The organism is Vibrio sp. NH-7 (genome assembly GCF_053643215.1).
The window spans coordinates 306,425-322,931 of the sequence record NZ_CM132188.1 but is presented as its reverse complement, the minus strand read 5'-3'; the positions used below and the strand labels follow the sequence as shown (position 1 = coordinate 322,931).

At 49.0% G+C, this 16,507-nt stretch carries 14 protein-coding genes; 7 read left to right on the top strand and 7 right to left on the bottom strand.

Annotated elements, in window-relative coordinates; translation table 11 throughout:
* Positions 1 to 9: 9 nt before the first annotated feature.
* On the bottom strand, positions 10 to 1,662 hold the full coding sequence (ctaD, locus tag ACUALS_RS15790; RefSeq protein WP_454449804.1) for a cytochrome c oxidase subunit I: 1,653 nt from the start codon (positions 1,660 to 1,662) through the stop codon (positions 10 to 12).
* A complete protein-coding gene (coxB, locus tag ACUALS_RS15785) occupies positions 1,659 to 2,780 on the bottom strand; it encodes a cytochrome c oxidase subunit II (protein ID WP_454450034.1) in 1,122 nt (373 codons plus the stop codon). Before coxB ends, ctaD begins: the two co-directional genes overlap by 4 nt.
* A 368-nt stretch (positions 2,781 to 3,148) precedes the next feature.
* Here coxB and ACUALS_RS15780 point away from each other — a divergent pair, with 368 nt between their 5' ends.
* Positions 3,149 to 4,852: a phospho-sugar mutase gene (locus ACUALS_RS15780; protein ID WP_454449803.1), complete on the top strand. Its 1,704-nt coding sequence runs from the start codon at positions 3,149 to 3,151 to the stop codon at positions 4,850 to 4,852.
* A gap of 34 nt (positions 4,853 to 4,886) precedes the next feature.
* Here ACUALS_RS15780 and ACUALS_RS15775 read toward each other — a convergent pair whose 3' ends face one another.
* Both ACUALS_RS15775 and ACUALS_RS15770 read right to left on the bottom strand, forming a co-directional pair.
* Positions 4,887 to 5,387, bottom strand: coding sequence for a protein disulfide oxidoreductase (locus ACUALS_RS15775; RefSeq protein WP_005470230.1), 501 nt, complete (start codon positions 5,385 to 5,387; stop codon positions 4,887 to 4,889).
* The gene (locus ACUALS_RS15770) at positions 5,387 to 7,486 is read right to left on the bottom strand and encodes a cytochrome c biogenesis protein CcdA (protein WP_454449802.1); all 2,100 of its coding nucleotides are present in this window, start codon (positions 7,484 to 7,486) and stop codon (positions 5,387 to 5,389) included. The genes ACUALS_RS15775 and ACUALS_RS15770 overlap by 1 nt, the downstream gene beginning before the upstream one ends.
* Before the next feature lie 425 nt (positions 7,487 to 7,911).
* Here ACUALS_RS15770 and ACUALS_RS15765 point away from each other — a divergent pair, with 425 nt between their 5' ends.
* From ACUALS_RS15765 to ACUALS_RS15755, 3 genes are read left to right on the top strand one after another with little or no spacing between them, the layout of a single operon-like run.
* Positions 7,912 to 9,990 (top strand): TonB-dependent receptor, encoded by a 2,079-nt coding sequence (locus ACUALS_RS15765; protein WP_454449801.1) that lies wholly within the window; start codon positions 7,912 to 7,914, stop codon positions 9,988 to 9,990.
* A gap of 48 nt (positions 9,991 to 10,038) precedes the next feature.
* Entirely contained in the window at positions 10,039 to 10,959 is a 921-nt protein-coding gene (locus ACUALS_RS15760) for a siderophore ABC transporter substrate-binding protein (RefSeq protein ID WP_454449800.1), read from the top strand.
* A 3-nt stretch (positions 10,960 to 10,962) separates the two neighbouring features.
* On the top strand, positions 10,963 to 12,273 hold the full coding sequence (locus tag ACUALS_RS15755) for an NtaA/DmoA family FMN-dependent monooxygenase (RefSeq protein WP_454449799.1): 1,311 nt from the start codon (positions 10,963 to 10,965) through the stop codon (positions 12,271 to 12,273).
* Between the two features lie 104 nt (positions 12,274 to 12,377).
* On the opposite strand, the gene ACUALS_RS15750 is transcribed toward ACUALS_RS15755, so the two are convergent.
* Positions 12,378 to 12,803, bottom strand: a complete 426-nt coding sequence (locus ACUALS_RS15750) for a GNAT family N-acetyltransferase (RefSeq protein WP_038135072.1) — start codon at positions 12,801 to 12,803, stop codon at positions 12,378 to 12,380.
* A 67-nt stretch (positions 12,804 to 12,870) separates the two neighbouring features.
* Positions 12,871 to 13,503, bottom strand: a complete 633-nt coding sequence (locus ACUALS_RS15745; RefSeq protein ID WP_005470191.1) for a LysE family translocator — start codon at positions 13,501 to 13,503, stop codon at positions 12,871 to 12,873.
* A 208-nt stretch (positions 13,504 to 13,711) separates the two neighbouring features.
* Between ACUALS_RS15745 and ACUALS_RS15740 the strand changes: the two genes are divergently transcribed.
* The 3 genes from ACUALS_RS15740 (at position 13,712) to ACUALS_RS15730 (ending at position 15,647) form a co-directional block, all read left to right on the top strand.
* Positions 13,712 to 14,539 carry an AraC family transcriptional regulator gene (locus ACUALS_RS15740; RefSeq protein ID WP_331399358.1) on the top strand — a complete coding sequence of 276 codons (828 nt, stop codon included), beginning with the start codon at positions 13,712 to 13,714 and terminating at the stop codon, positions 14,537 to 14,539.
* An 83-nt stretch (positions 14,540 to 14,622) separates the two neighbouring features.
* On the top strand, positions 14,623 to 15,339 hold the full coding sequence (locus tag ACUALS_RS15735; protein WP_454450033.1) for an AzlC family ABC transporter permease: 717 nt from the start codon (positions 14,623 to 14,625) through the stop codon (positions 15,337 to 15,339).
* Positions 15,339 to 15,647 (top strand): AzlD domain-containing protein, encoded by a 309-nt coding sequence (locus ACUALS_RS15730; protein WP_005469949.1) that lies wholly within the window; start codon positions 15,339 to 15,341, stop codon positions 15,645 to 15,647. Before ACUALS_RS15735 ends, ACUALS_RS15730 begins: the two co-directional genes overlap by 1 nt.
* Positions 15,648 to 15,835: 188 nt before the next feature.
* Here ACUALS_RS15730 and ACUALS_RS15725 read toward each other — a convergent pair whose 3' ends face one another.
* Positions 15,836 to 16,450, bottom strand: a complete 615-nt coding sequence (locus tag ACUALS_RS15725; protein ID WP_454449798.1) for a fumarylacetoacetate hydrolase family protein — start codon at positions 16,448 to 16,450, stop codon at positions 15,836 to 15,838.
* Positions 16,451 to 16,507: the final 57 nt, after the last annotated feature.

Here is a 16,507-nt window from a genome sequence, read left to right as displayed (position 1 = left end):
AACGCCCCCCTAATCCACTTTTGGTGGTGTATCAAAGGTATGATGAGGCGCAGGGCTCGGCACGGTCCATTCAAGTCCTTCCGCCCTTTCCCACACTTTAGCCGGCGCTTTCTCTCCGCCGCGAATGCATTTGATCACCAACCAGAGGAAAATCAGCTGCGATAGACCAAAAGCAAAACCGCCGATGGAGACAATCTGGTTTACGTCAGCAAACTGAATCGCATAGTCCGGAATTCGGCGTGGCATGCCCGCCAAACCCAAGAAGTGCATAGGGAAAAACAGCACATTGACTGAAATGACCGAACACCAGAAATGCCACAAACTCAACTTATGGTCATACATGTGTCCGGTCCATTTTGGCAACCAGTAGTAAGCGGCCGCCATAATCGAGAATACTGCCCCAGAGACCAAGACATAATGGAAGTGCGCCACCACAAAATAGGTATCGTGGTATTGGAAGTCCGCAGGGACAATCGCCAACATAAGCCCAGAGAATCCACCGATGGTAAACAAGATAATGAAGGCTATGGCAAACAGCATCGGGGTCTCAAACGTCATCGCCCCTCGCCACATAGTGGCCACCCAGTTGAACACTTTCACGCCTGTCGGCACCGCAATCAACATGGTGCAATACATAAAGAACAGCTCTGCAAACACCGGCATGCCCGTGGTAAACATATGGTGTGCCCAGACCAAGAATGAGAGCAGTGCGATGCTGCAAGTCGCGTAGACCATCGAATGGTAGCCAAACAGTTTTTTGCCACTAAATGCAGGAATAATCGCGGAGATAATGCCAAACGATGGCAAGATCATGATGTACACCTCAGGATGGCCAAAGAACCAGAAAATGTGCTGGAACATCACAGGATCGCCCCCACCTGCGGCATCAAAAAACGAAGTGCCGAAGTATTTGTCGGTCAACACCATGGTCACCGCCCCAGCGAGCACGGGCATCACAGCGATAAGCAAAAACGCGGTGATCAACCAAGTCCAAACGAACATTGGCATTTTGAACCAAGTCATCCCAGGGGCGCGCATGTTGACGATGGTAACAATCACATTGATCGCCCCCATGATCGAGCTGATCCCCATGATATGTACCGAGAATACAAACAGGGCAGTGCTGTCTGGACCATACGTGGTGGACAGTGGCGCATAGAAAGTCCAACCAAAATCAGGGCCTCCGCCTTCGGTAAACAGCGAGGCAATAAGAATCAAAAACGCAAAGGGAAGAATCCAAAAGCTGAGGTTGTTCATGCGAGGCAAAGCCATATCTGGCGCCCCGATCATCATTGGAACCATCCAGTTTGCCAAACCAGTAAAGGCCGGCATAACGGCACCAAATACCATGATCAAGCCGTGAACGGTCGTCATCTGGTTGAAGAACTGAGGATCCACCAATTGCAAGCCTGGCTGGAACAATTCGGCACGAATGATCATCGCCATCGCGCCTCCGGTCAAAAACATGATGAAGCTAAACCACAGGTAAAGCGTCCCGATGTCTTTGTGGTTTGTGGAATAGAGCCAACGCGTTATCCCTTTAGCAGGCCCATGATGATCGTGCTCTTCAACGACAATCGCACTGTTCGCTCGGCTGATCTCCGCGTCGGCTGCTGGAGCAGATTTGATCTGTTCTGATAACTCAGGTTTGGGCGTTTTCATTGTGCCTCCTCAGATGCGCCAGATTGCGCCGCTTTGAATGCGTTCACGTCAGCAGCTTGTACCACATCACCCGTGTTGTTACCCAAACCGTTTCTTTGGTAGGTGACAACCGCAGCGATTTCTTTGTCCGTCAACTGATTGGCAAACGCCTGCATCGCCGTGCCTGCGCGACCATTGACAATCACATCAATGTGTTCGCTGATGTCTCCCGTTGCGACTGCACTGCCGGTAATCGCAGGAAACGCACCCGGAATACCCGCGCCATTTGCTTGGTGGCACACAGCACAACGGTCAACATAGACTTGCGTGCCAATGTCGATCAGTTCTTGCTTTGAGAGTGTCGCAGTCAATGATGCCGCAGCCTCTTGCTTCGCTTGTTCGATTTCCGCTTTCTTATCTGCAAGCCATTGGTCGTACTGCGTTTCTTCCATAGCGTGCACTACGATAGGCATAAAGCCATGTGCTCGACCACAAAGCTCTGCGCACTGTCCTCGATAAATGCCGGGCTCATCAATTCGCGTCCATGCTTCATTAATAAAACCGGGAATGGTGTCTTTTTTGACTGCGAAATCGGGCACCCACCAAGAGTGGATAACATCGTCCGACGTCATCAAAAAACGGACTTTGCGATTGATAGGGAGGACTAAGGGGTTATCGACTTCCAGAAGGTAGTGGGCTCCCTTCTCTTCGAGTCCGTCGATCGACTTTTGACTGGTTGCCAACAGGCTAAAAAATTCGACGTCTTCATTAAAGTAGCTGTAATGCCACTTCCATTGTGAGCCGGTAATCTTCACCGTTAGGTCCGATTGCGACGTATCTTCCATTGCAACGAGAGTCTTCGTTGCGGGGATCGCCATCAGGACCAAAATGATGATCGGAATCACCGTCCAAATCACTTCCACCTTGGTGCTTTCATGGAAATTAGCCGCCACCGCTCCTTTCGATTTACGATGGTGATACATGGAATAGAACATAATGCCAAACACAACGACAGCAATCGCAACGCAGATGTAAAAAATCAGCATATGCAAATCGTAAACTTGGCCGCTAATGTCCGTCACACCTTGCGTCATGTTGAAGGTGTTATCTTCAGCCACGGTCGTTGCCACGAAGCTCATGTATGTAGCAAGGCCAATACAGACCGATTTGAACAATCGCCACACTGTAACCTGTATTCCTTTCAAAAGACCTCTCCTCTGCCTTTACCACCCGTTAGATGGCTGCTTTGAGGCTCCGTAGCAAAAAAGTCCAACTGAGCCTGTGGGCTTTGAAAATTCCGTTTAAACAGCAAAATTGACGTAATTTGTTATATTTATGTTAATAAAAGCTAGTTGGCGTTTTTCGATTGTGCAAGAAAGTGCTAATCCCTTTTAATAGGACTTCTGTGCAGTTTAGCGATTGCGCTATCACAAATGATAATCGTTATCACTCATAATCTCCCAAATGTCATACACTTGGGATAACGATTAAGAAAGGTAAAGAAACTATGATGGAACAAGTCACGCATTGGTTAGAAAAAGATCCTGATCCTCGTACCCGAGAAGAGCTTCAACACCTGATTGATGAAAAGCAGTTTGATGAACTTGATGATCGCTTCAGCCAACGTTTAGAGTTCGGAACGGCGGGTCTACGGGGCAAAGTCGGGTGTGGACCAAATCGGATGAACCGCTTAGTCATTCAAGAAACTGCAACCGGACTTGGTCACTACTTGATTGAACAAGTTGAGAATGCAAAGGAGCGCGGGGTTGTGATCGGTTACGACGGTCGCCCTGACTCAAAACAGTTTTCTCATGATACTGCCGCCGTTTTGACCTCGCTAGGTATCAAGGTTTACTTGACTCACGAGGTTGCCGCCACCCCTATCGTTGCGTTCGGCGTTCGTCACTTTAACGCGGCAGCGGCCGTGGTGGTGACAGCCAGTCACAACCCACCAGAGTACAACGGTTTTAAGGTTTACTGGGAGAATGGCGCGCAGATTATTCCGCCTCACGATTCTGGTATCGCAAAAGAGATTGATATTGCCGCGACAAAGCCCGTGCCTCTAATGTGTCTTGACGATGCACAAGCACATCAACGACTCGTTTGGCTCAAAGAGGATTACTACCAAACCTATCGCCAGACCATGAACAGCAATGCACTGCTGTCTAACCACAATGCCCCTGAAGCGGTCGGCATCGCTTATACTGCGATGCATGGCGTCGGTGCTGAGATGGCAGAAACATTGCTCGCTGATGCAGGCTTCACCAAGGTTTACAGTGTAAAAGAGCAACGTGAACCAGACGGTTCTTTCCCAACGGTCAACTTCCCGAACCCAGAAGAAGCCGGTGCAATGGACATGGTTGTCGCGCTGGCAAAAGACAACGATGCCGATATTGCCTGCGCCAACGACCCTGATGCGGACCGCTTTGCTGTCTCGGTGAAAAAGCCAAATGGCGAGTATCAAATGCTGACAGGCGATCAAGTCGGTTCACTGTTCGGCCACTACTTGCTGTCTAAAACAGAGGCAAGCGGGCAACTGGTGGGCAACACGATTGTTTCATCAACACTTTTGCAAAAGATCGCTCACTCTTTTGGCGCCGAATACTATCAAACGCTCACTGGCTTTAAATGGCTGACCAATATCGCGATGCAAAAGCAAACACAAGACAAGCGGTTCTTGTTCGCCTATGAGGAAGCATTGGGCTATACCGTGGGTAACAAGGTTTGGGATAAAGATGGTCTTTCTGCTTTAGTGGCGTTTGCTCAACTGACGGCGGAACTAAAAGCGCAAGGCAAAACGATTTGGGATCAGCTAGAGTCGATTTATCGTCAACATGGTATGGTCATCAATGCCCAACACAGCACCGCTTTGGATCCGAAAGCGCCGCCAGTGGGCGACAAACTGCGCGCCAATCAACCGACTCAAATTGCCGGTCGACAGGTCGAAGTATTAGAAGATCTTAAAACACTAACCCGTACTCACTCAGACGGCACGGTTGAGAGCATCGATTTACCCGCCAGTGACGTGCTTATCTACCATCTTTCAGGCGGTGCTCGAGTGATTGTTCGACCTTCAGGAACCGAGCCAAAACTCAAGTGTTACTACGAAGTGGTGGAAGAGTTCTCGAGCCAAGAGTCTTTTGAGCAAGCCTACGAAAAAGCAGAACTTGCAATGGACATGCTTATCGCCGAGCACCAACACACGCTCTAAATAAACCAAGCCTCCCATCTCGGGAGGCTTTTTACTATTGGTGAAACATGACTCTCGCCAACAAACCGGGCGGCGTCGTAATACCTGTGGTCATTGATACTACTTGCCCATTTTTGACGATTGCGATGGTGGGCGTTACCGATATTCCCCAACTGCGGAAAATGTCACTTTTTGGATCATTAAGATTATCAAATTGATATTCTCTGTGTGCCATGTAGCGTTGAACACGCCCATCAGCACCTGAGGCTCCAGACACAGCCACAACCGGATAGTACTCACTGAGCCAATCAATCGTCGGTGTGACAAATCGACAAGCGCCACACCATGTCGCCCAAAAGTAGACCACAACAGGCTGCTGATGACTTTGAGCAACCACATCAAAATATTCTCCACTAATCAGCTCTCCGGTAATGTTCGGGGCATTATCTCTTGGCAAATCTTTGGTGCGATACCAATCAACAGAAACGGCAATCACAATAGCCAGCGCTCCATAGATAGCGAGGTCTTTACTCCAACCTAATAGGCGTTTTTTCATTACTGTACTCCTTTGCTTGCCATGTGCATCGCATCCATGACCACTTGCTCGGTCAAGATAACAGGCAGTGGAATACCATCGGGAGCGTAAGGGCCATAAACGATATTAAATGGCACTCCGTAGCGACCATTGGCGCGCAAGTAGTCCGTCACTGCGCTGTCAGGATGAGTCCAATCGCCTTGAATCGTGACCACATTTTCTGCCAACAGCGTTGAGTAGACAGGATCTTGCAAGATGACACCAATTTTGTTGGCTTGACAGGTAATACACCAATCTGCAGTAACGTTGACGAACACGGTTTTACCCTGTGCAACCGACTGTTCAATCAGGCGATTAGAAAGCGGCTTCCAGTTTGGGTCTTGCGGTAATGGTGTAGCCCAATGCTCCGTCGTCACACTGGCAACCAGCAGCGAGCCCGCAAGTGAAAACAGCAAAATAGCGCCGGAGAACGCCATGGCTTTGTCTCCATATACGCGTTTGATGCGTGCGAGCAACACCACGATGGCGGTCACTGCTAATAAGATAATCCAGAATATGGGTAAATGGTTGGCAAGTAAGTAGAGTAACCAACAACTCGTCGCCAGTAGCATAAGCCCAAACAGCGCTCTGACTTTATTCATCCAGCGGCCCGGCTTTGGCAGCGCTCGAGCGAGGTTTGGCCACATTGCCACTAAAAGCCAAGGCATCGCCATACCCGCCGCCAAAGCGGTAAATATCACCAATAGTTCCACGTTGCTGGCTGCTAAGGCGAAAGCCACGGCTGTCCCCAAAAAAGGCGCGGAGCACGGGGTTGCCAGTAAGGTTGCAAACGCACCTTGGCTAAAGTGCCCCCAGTAACGACCGCCTCCTCTGGTCGCAAGCCAAGTGGTGGTATTGGCGGAAAGACGAATCTCAAATAAGCCCAACATATTGCTACCAAACAGCAAAGTCACCAACACCATCAAGCCGATAAACCATGGACTCTGAAATTGAATGCCCCACCCGACCACACTGCCTGTCAGTTTCAACCCCACTAACATCGCAGCCAGTAGCCAAAATGAAGCCAAGATCCCCGCAGAGGAAGCTAAGAATTGGCGCCTAACTTCGCGACGCTGCAAACCTTGAGTGGACAATACGCTACTCAACTTCATACCAAGCACTGGTAACACGCAAGGCATGATATTGAGTATCAAACCGCCTAAAAACGCAAAACCGAGCATCGTAGTAATCGAGGCACTTTGTTCAACCCGCCCGCTCCTTGCGATGACCGACTGCTCGGCTAAAAAATGCTCGTCTTTAATGGAGATACGTAACTCGCGACCATCAAGATGTACCTCCCCCAACCAGCTTTTTACCGCAAAGGTTGCAACGGCCATATTCTCCTCGACAACCAAACCAAGAGGTTTAAATCCGTACTCTTGAGATGACTCAGTCGCCCCATCGACGACCATCTCAGGCAGATGCCAACCTAACGACTTGGCAACTCGAACTTCCAATCGCTGCTGATCTCGGTCCCAAGTGGCTTGAGTGCTTTGAATCAAAGGAGAGGCTTTAGGTACCCTGCTGATGGCTTGCGCGTACTGATACACCGCGTCTTCGGACAAAGTGAGTTGTTCTGGGCGAAATGAAAGCTCGAATGGATAGTCGGTCAATACACAAATGGTGGTGCAGGAAGAGAGTCGTAGAGTCGCCTTTAGGTCAACGGGCTGCGACCAATCCTCAATCGTCAAGGTCATCGGGAGCACGGTGTCCCCTTGGTAACCCAGGGTATGGATGCCAAGTAGATCAAATTGCTGAGGGTAAGGCCAATGCCAATCAACGTTGCCTAAGTTTTCTGAATCATGCCAATCAATACTGGGAGCAACACCTCCTTCAGCAGGACTGCGCCAGTAGGTTTTCCAACCATCACTCAGCTCAACTTCAAGAAATCCCTCAACCTGTTGTTTGGTTTCATCGACCTGTCCTGTGATCACAAACCGAGTACGCACTGGAGGATGTTCTGGGCTGCTCATCCAGCCAGTTTCGACACTTGCCTGAACTGAGAAGCTCAGTAAAGCGCTTAACATCGTCAATGCAAACAGCATCAGGTAGGCGGAGGTTGATTGAATTCGGTCTCTCATCACTTTTCTCTGGTTATTACACGTGCTTGGCACCATCCATAGCAAGGTTATGGGATAGCTTGATTCAGGGCACTGGTCATTTGTTGGCCCCATTATCATAGAGTTACACCGATAAGTGCTAGTGATGTCCTCAAGATCCACCCGCTTCGTTTGTAAGATTCTATTAACATTTCTTAAACCAAAAAATGCATGCCATCCTGTATATAACGGTAAATCCCTTGCCAACCCGCGAAACCAAAGGCGCTTTTCTCCTTAAGCCGTCATGGTGCCTGTTTTTCATAAGCGATTAAGATTAAATAATAACAATTCTCATTTGCATCTTTTCTAATTCAACGATTAAATCCCCGTCGAAGTTAAGCGGTGAACAACGTGCTCATCGTAACATCACGTTTTTTGCCGTTCGTTAATCTATAAGGAGATAGGGTGTGGCCTTCATACGCAACCATGTAACTGCCATTTTGCAATCTAAGCCCCAAACCACAAAACTTGCCACTTGTATTGCTGCAGCCTTAGTCAGCCCTTGGCTAAGCGCGAACACCGGACAACATGACCAGGCTTCCGATTCAGTCACCACACTCGACACCATCGTGGTGATCGGTGAGAAAACGGAGCGCAGCATTTATGAGACCGCCTCCAGCGTAAAAGTATTCGACGAATCGACCATCGAATCGACACCGGGGGCCACTGAAGTCGCTGACCTGATCACGCTCGCGCCCAACGTTGTTGACTCTGGTGTCGGAAACAGTATGCCTTCTGTACGTGGTATTGATGGCTCCGGCCCTTCAGTGGGCGCATTGGCGAGCTTTGCTGGCACATCAACTCGATTGAATCTATCCATTGACGGGCGCTCACTCACCTACTCTGAAATCGCCTTTGGTCCACGTTCGCTCTGGGATGTAGACCAAGTCGAGGTCCACCTTGGCCCGCAAAGTTACATTCAAGGCCAGAATGCCTCTGCGGGTGCGATTGTGATCAAAACCATGGACCCAAGCCACGATTTTGAGGTCAAAGCACGCGCGGGATACGGTCAGCATGACTACACGCAAACCTCAGCAATGATCAATGCACCGATAATCAGCGACCAACTGGCATTTCGCCTCAGCGTTGATCATCAAAGTCGCAATAGTCACTTGGATCTAGAAAGCTACAATCCTGCCGGAGACAGTCGCGAGTTTCGGACCACTACCGCGCGAGCAAAACTGTTGTTAGAGCCAAGTGCCATCGCCGATTTTAAAACCATGCTGACTTTTGATTCTAGCGACACCCATGCCCCACAATCCGAGAATGAAATCGGCGCTTCTTTCCCGGCAAAACGTCCGGTGTATGAAACAGAATCACGCAATGTCATTTGGGATATCGACTGGCAGTTCGCCGATGCTTGGACGTTTGAAAACAGCGTCGTCTACAGTCAATCGAAAGCGGAGCGCATCACTGATCCTGAGGGGTGGCGTGCTGACTTCATCACCGAAGGCACAGAAATGCACATCGAGCCTTTACTGCGTTACCACGCCGCAGACAATCGACTCACCGCGCTATTTGGTGCGCGTTACTATCGCTCAAAGCAAGATGATCTGTTCACCAATGTGCGCGGAGAAAGCCCTATGGACGGCAAATCCGAGACCAAATCTGCTTTTGCGGAAGCAACCTATGCGATTATTCCCGAGGTCGAAGTGACACTTGCAGGTCGATTTGAGCGCGAGAACAAGCAACGTGAAGTTGACATGCTCAAGCTGGATTATGATGAAACCGAAACCGTGTTCTTGCCAAAGTTTGATATCGCCTTTAGACCGGATTCCCGTCAAACCTATGGTTTCAACGTTGCCAAAGGTTATAACAATGGCGGTGCTGGTGTAAGTTTCCACTCTGAACGTCAAGGACCAATGAAACCTTACGCCTTTGAAACGGAAAGTGTCTGGAACTATGAGCTCTACACTCGCCACGGCTTAAACGATGGAAAAATCGAGCTGACGTCTAACGTATTCTACAACGACTACGAAGACATGCAGATTCAACAAAACCTTGCTGACGGCTATGTTGCAATTCAAAACCTAGATTCAGCCTCCACCTACGGTGCTGAGCTCGGCGCACGTTGGTTGCCAAGCTACCAATTGGAGCTGTTTACCAACTTAGGTTTATTAAAGACTCGCTATAAACAAACCAAGGCCGCAGGTGGTGACAACAAAGAGCTGCCTCGCGCTCCTGCACTGACCGCAAACATGGGCGCCTTGTATGCGATTACCGACAATTTCGAAATCTCAGGCAACGCGCAGTACACAGGCAAATACTACTCCGATTTGAAGAACAGTGACGACCAAGAGATCAAACCGTATTGGACAGCCAATATGCAGCTCTCCTACTTGTTTGAAAATGGTCGAGCCAGCCTTTACGCCACGAACCTGTTTGACTCTGATAAACGAACGTTAGTTAGCCACCATACGGCAGTTGACCAGCCAATCAGACAAGCTCCTCGTACGATTGGCGCAAACCTTGAACTCTTCTTCTAACTTCAATGCGAAGCCCTAGTGGCTTCGCTTTTTGACATGGTAGTCGTAATGAAATTTCTCACCACACTTCTTACTCTTACACTAAGCTGGGCGATGCCAGCACACGCAACATCAGTGACGATCACACACGCACTTGGCGAAACCACCTTAGAGAAGAACCCGCAACGAGTAGTTGTTCTTGGTGTGGGCGCTCTCGATATGTTGACGGCCTTTGGCATTAACCCTATCGCCACTTCTCAAGACTATCTTCCAGAGTACCTCGAGAAGTACACTCAAGCGCCTTACGCCTCAGCAGGGACAATTTTCGAACCTGACTTTGAAGGCATTTATACGCTCAAACCCGACGTCATCTTTATTGGACCTCGAGCTGCAAAAGGCTATAAAGATTTATCAAAGATCGCGCCGACCATCGTCATTTCTCCCTCAGAAACGGGCAGTTACTGGGAAAGCACTCAGCAGCAATGGCGTAATCTAGCGGCTATTTTCGAAATTTCAGACCGTGTAGAAACGACGATTCAGCGTTTGGATAAGGAGTTCAAAGCCATTCACCAGTTCACCCAAACTCACCCATCAAGCGCACTCACAGTGATGAGTGCAGGCGGTGTGGTAACGGCTTTTTCCGAAGATTCTCGCTTTGGCTCATCGATATACATGGATTTTGGTTTCGCTCAAGCGGCACCGGGACTGAAAACAAAACGACACGGAGACGCCATTTCGTTCGAGTTCATCAATAAGGTCAACCCAGAACATCTCATCATCCTTGACGCGGATAAACTACGAAACCAATTCTCTAGCCGCACGAAAGAGGAGTTCAGCAACCCTCTGATTGAAGCCACCCTGTCATACAAAAACGACAACATCCTATACGTTGATATGAACGCTTGGTATCTGGCAATGGGCGGTGTGGTCGCAACAGAGCGTATGCTTAAAGAAGTCAAACAACTGATTGACGCAACACACGAGGGATAAGCTATGAGTGACCGCAAACCTATTGTCATCGGCATGGCGCTCGCAATGAGTTGGTTGACCCGCTCTGCGTGGCGACGAGAAGAAAGTGATGTCGAGCACTTATTTGATTTAAAACACTATGTCGCTCTCGCGCAGCAAGCGGAAGAAGCCAAACTCGATTTCCTTTTCGCGCCCGACACCTTGTTTCTGGCGAAGGAAGCCCTCGCCCATGAAGTGGGATTTACGGGTTTCGATCCAACAACGCTGATCGCGGCCATGGCGTCACATACCCGTCGTATCGGTCTGGTTTCGACAGTATCCACCACTTTTACTCCGCCCTACATTGCCGCGCGTCAGTTGCAATCATTGAACTGGTTAACCAAAGGTCGTGCAGGTTGGAATATTGTGACCGCGTTAGGCGGGAATGAAAACTTCGGCGTAGAGACCATGCCTTCTTCGCAGCAGCGCTACGCCAAAGCGCACGAGTTTGTTGAGGTGGTAAACCGACTGTGGCAAAGCTACCCGCACACAGCAATCAAAGCGGATAGAGCCAGTGGGCAGTTCGCTAACGTAGACGACATTGAAGAAATTCACCACCACGGCGAGTTCTTTGATGTCCTTGGACCATTGAACATTCCCACCCTCCCATCTGGGCGAATGCCATTCTTCCAAGCGGGCGCTTCCGATGCGGGAAGAAACTTTGCAGCGCACGTCGCCGACGTGATGTTTGCAGCCACGCCCGATATAGAATCAGGCATTGCGCTCAAACAAGATCTTGCTTCGCGTTGTCAGCAAATTGGGCGTTCACCCTCAGCGCTCAAGGTGCTTCCGGGAGTGGCTCTCTATTTAGCGAAGTCAGAGCAAGAAGCGCACGACTTGTTTACTGAGACGCACAAAGCGATTGACCCTGCCAAGCATTTTGCACATTTGCACAAAGCGTTGGGAATCGATTTTTCCAACCACAACCTTGATGACGTAGTAGAAGTTAACTCACTTGCAAAAGGATTTATCCCATATAGCCAAACCCATACCGACTTACTCCTTACCTATATCCAGCGCGAATCGCCTACGCTGCGCCAACTACTGGCAAGGCCCGAAGTGATCGGCTCTTCTCACTGGTTGATTATTGGTACAGTACAGCAAGCGTATGACGACATCGTCCAACGCTTGGAACAAGGCGCTGCTGACGGATTTATCGCAGTTCCGGGTGGGTCAAAAGAATCGATGCGACTCTTCTTTGAGTCACTGATTCCAATGCTGCAACAAAATGGCTGGTTTAAGTCTGAATACATCGGTGACACACTCGCCACGCATCTAACTGAGCAAGCGCTATAAACTAAAAACCCGATAAGCTGAGTTTATCGGGTTTTGCTCTTACGTGACTTTGGTTGCAGTGTAAGCGACTGTAATGGTATCGACTTGGCTCTATACGCTCTCAACTATGCAACAGCAATCTGCTTTTGAAGGAAAATCTTGTCGACCCCTGCGGTCGGAAAACCGGTGTAGCGCCCGACTTCTTTAAAACCTAACTTGGCATAAAAGCCTGGCGCCTGAAACGTATAGGTATCTAAATAAAGATGAGTCACGCCGTGTGCTTTCGCTTGCTCTTCTAGAGTTTCCATTAATTTACGTCCCATTCCCACAGAGCGGTGCTGGTCATCGAGCCATAAAAACTCGACAAAAAGCGTATTGGTGAAAATCTCACCCGTCAGGCCACCGAGAAAACGCCCTTCTTCATCTTCAGCAATGCACGCCAGCGATTGAATGTCCTCATCCGGAAAGTGCTTTAGGTTAAACGCTTTCAAACCTTCATAAATGCGTTCTTTGATATTTTTCGGCGGGTTGAACATGAAATGCACGTGCATAAGATTCCTTCCTTTAGATAGCAAAAAGGCCGGCAACTGCCGACCTTTTGTTAGGGATAACTGATCGTTAGCTCGCAAATGAGCTTAACATCCAAATGGCGAGAAGAACAAAGATTGCGCCCATAAATTTGTGTTGATAGGTACGAAACTTTGCGTTTTCTAACAGAGGTTTACCTAGCGTTCCTACTAACGCGACCAACAACAAGTTAAATGCGAGTCCAAGCACGTTAAGCAGCAGCCCTAACGCAAGCATCTGCTCCCCAGATGTGGCTGAGATGTTGCTCGAAACGAACTGAGGCAGGAACATAACAAAGAACACCAAAGCCTTCGGGTTGAGCAAATTACTCACCAAGGCGCGTTGATAAAACGTGGTCGCCATTGTGCGTTCGCCATTTAGCTCTGGTGCGTCTGCGGCGCTTGCACGCAAACAATCCCAGCCCATTTTAAGCAGATACGCACCACCTAAAAGGTGAAGCGCCTTAAGGGCAATAGGACTCATCGCAATTAATGCTGATACCCCCAAGGCGGCTAACAAGGTCAGAATAATGCCCGAGGTCGCATTGCCCAAACTGGCAAACACGCCCACCTTGCGTCCGTAGCTCATACTGGAGCTCGCAATCAACAGCATGTCGGGACCAGGAAGCAGTAAAAGTGCAACAACAGCCGTGAGATACACCGGCAGCACAGAAATATCGATCATTTTTTAGTATTACATAGACAGCAAAGCGCGGAATTTTATACCAACATTAACTCCCCATCCATAGTAAACATATAACTTATTTACTTAATTTCAGCACAATGAAATTCACTTAGTTATATTATTCTTAGTGAGCAAAAAGCAATTTTGTACAAAAGTTCCAAATATCGATAGGCTAAACTGTCCGCATCACAATCAATAGGGATGATGAATGACAGCGCAAAAGGGAAAAGAGTCGGCTCATTTTCAGCTCGCCAGTGAACTGGGGGGCCTTGAACTGCTAGACGCCAAGTACACAAACCAGAACTTTTCTCGACACAGCCACGAAGGCTATACCATCGGTGTCATTGAAAAAGGGGCGCAGCGCTTCTATCGCACTGGCGGCAATCATATCGCGCCGCAAGACAGTATTATTTTGGTCAACGCTGATGAAGTGCACAACGGTCAAACCGCCACCGAGGGCGGATGGGAATACAAAGCGATGTATCCTCTGCCAGAGCAGTTTGCTCAAATGACCGACGGGCTCAATCGAGCGTCGTCTGTCCCCTACTTTCCTGAGCCTGTCGTCTACGATCCTGAACTCGCTCAGCAGTTAAGACTTGTGTTCGATACCTTGGCACAATCAGACAATCGCCTACTTCGCGAAACCTTGGTCTACGGCACTTTGGTGAAACTGGCCGCGAAACACAGTAAAACTCGCGCGATGTGGGAGCCCACGACGCGAAGCCAACGTCAATTACTGCTCGTCAAAGAGTTTCTCGATGACTTTCCGCAAGCCGATGTTAGCCTTGAAGATCTCTCTAAACTGGCGGGGCTCAGCCCTTACTATCTCGCGCGCAGCTTTCAAAAAGAGTTCGGCTTGCCACCGCACGCCTATCAGATTCAATCTCGGCTGCGGGTAGCGAAACGACTTCTGCGCCAAGGCGTACGTATCTCTGACGTCGCGCAAGAGTGTGGTTTTCATGATCAAAGCCATCTCCACCGACACTTTAAGCGCGCTCTAGGCGTTACTCCGAAGCAATACGTGAGCGGCAAATAAGCGCAATTTTGTACAATTTTATCCTCGCGGCTTGTGACGTAATGGTGACTCACTCCAACAAGCAGAGGCGATAGCCAATAATGATGAGTAGTATAAGTTTGACTTCAATTGATAAAGCCAGCAATGGCAAGCTGTTTATGCACGGTACACTCGCAATGGTTCCTTTGAGCATTGCCGTCATCCCTTGGGGCCTATTGGCGGGTTCGTTTGCCATTGAAGCGGGATTAACCGTGTGGGAAAGCCAAGCGCTTTCAGCCATTTTGTTCGCAGGCTCAGCGCAACTTGTTGCCACGGGTATGCTTAAGGCAGGGGCATCCCTCGCAACCATGCTATTGGCGACCTTCTTTATCACCTCTCGCCATCTACTTTACAGCGTATCCATGCGCTCAAAAGTGAGCCCGCTGCCGTTAAAATGGCGATTGGCGTTAGGTTTTTTGCTTACCGATGAATTGTTTGCAATTTGTGGCCAACAGTCTGATAAGCAATTTAATCGATGGTATGCGCTAGGGGCAGGATTAAGTTTCTATTTGTGTTGGAACCTTGCCACACTGGTCGGCATTGTGGCGGGCAGTTATATCCCCGCGATGAACGAGTTAGGATTAGAGTTCGCCGTTGCTGCGACCTTTATCGCCATCGTCATCCCCAACGTTAAAAATGCCCCTATTCTGATTGCCGTATTGGTTTCGTTGACGCTGTCCGTCTTATGTAGCTACTTAAACGTCGAGTCAGGACTCATGATCGCCAGCATTGGTGGCATGCTCGCAGGGTATGTCGCGGAAACACTTAAAGGAGGCAAGTAATGGTAATGCTCTCAATTTTGGCCATGACGCTACTGGTTTTTGTTAGCCGCTACCTGTTTTTGGAGCCGAAACTGCCTCTCAGACTAAACCCACAAGCGCAGCGTCTACTGAGTTACTCGAGCCCCGCCGTGCTGACCGCAATTTGGGCACCCATCGTATTTATGCCGGAAAACGAACTTTGGCTTTCACACAGTAACCCTTATTTAATCGGTGCTGTGATTGCTGCCATCATTGCTTGGAAAACCGGTAACGTTCTGTTGACGACCATTGTCAGCATGGTGATTTTCTTAGCGTTAAAACTGCTCTAGCCAAAAAGAGCAGCGATAAGCAGCAGAGCGATGGCAATGATTAACGTCACCTTAACCAGCACGCCCAATTGAGACGTTCCACCGCGTGGAGATTGGTTACAACAGCCCATAAAAAACCTCTGATTGTTGTCTACAATCAGAGGTTAAACCTTAACCTTGGGTGAATGTAAAGCCCTACGTCCGATTGATTACTGCGCGACCCATTCAATCTCAATTAAGGTGGATTCGCGCGACTTCAAGCGGGCAAGAAAGACGTCTCCGCTATGGACTTCTCCTACTCCTTTGGGCGTTCCTGTCATCACAACATCGCCATCACACAGCATCGTGTAGGATTTAAGCTCATTGAGAATCACTCTCGGTGAATAGATCATTTGCGATACGTCGCCTTTTTGTACTCGAACGCAGTTGATAAACAGTTCTATCTCAAGCGAGTCCATCTCCAGCCCCGCAACAGGAATAAAGCGACTGAACACCGCAGAACCATCAAACGCCTTCGCGCGCTCCCACGGTAAGCCCTTACCCTTGAGCTGTCCTTGCAGCGCACGTTTGGTGAGATCAAGACCAAGGCCAACCGCTTGATACTTGCCATCTTTGATCAAAAAGCAGATTTCCGCTTCGTAGTGCAAACGCTCGTGATGATAGGAGTTCAACACAGATGTTATGGAAGTGGAGGGTTTATTAAACACCACCATTTCGTCGGGAATGGCGTTGTCTAACTCATGGATATGCTCTAAATAGTTGCGCCCAATACAGAGTACTTTTGATGGACGAATCAATTCATCGCCAAGCTTTACCGAATACATAATGTCTTCCCTGAACGTTTACATAAGCGCATGATTTTAATTCAATCTCGGTACAAT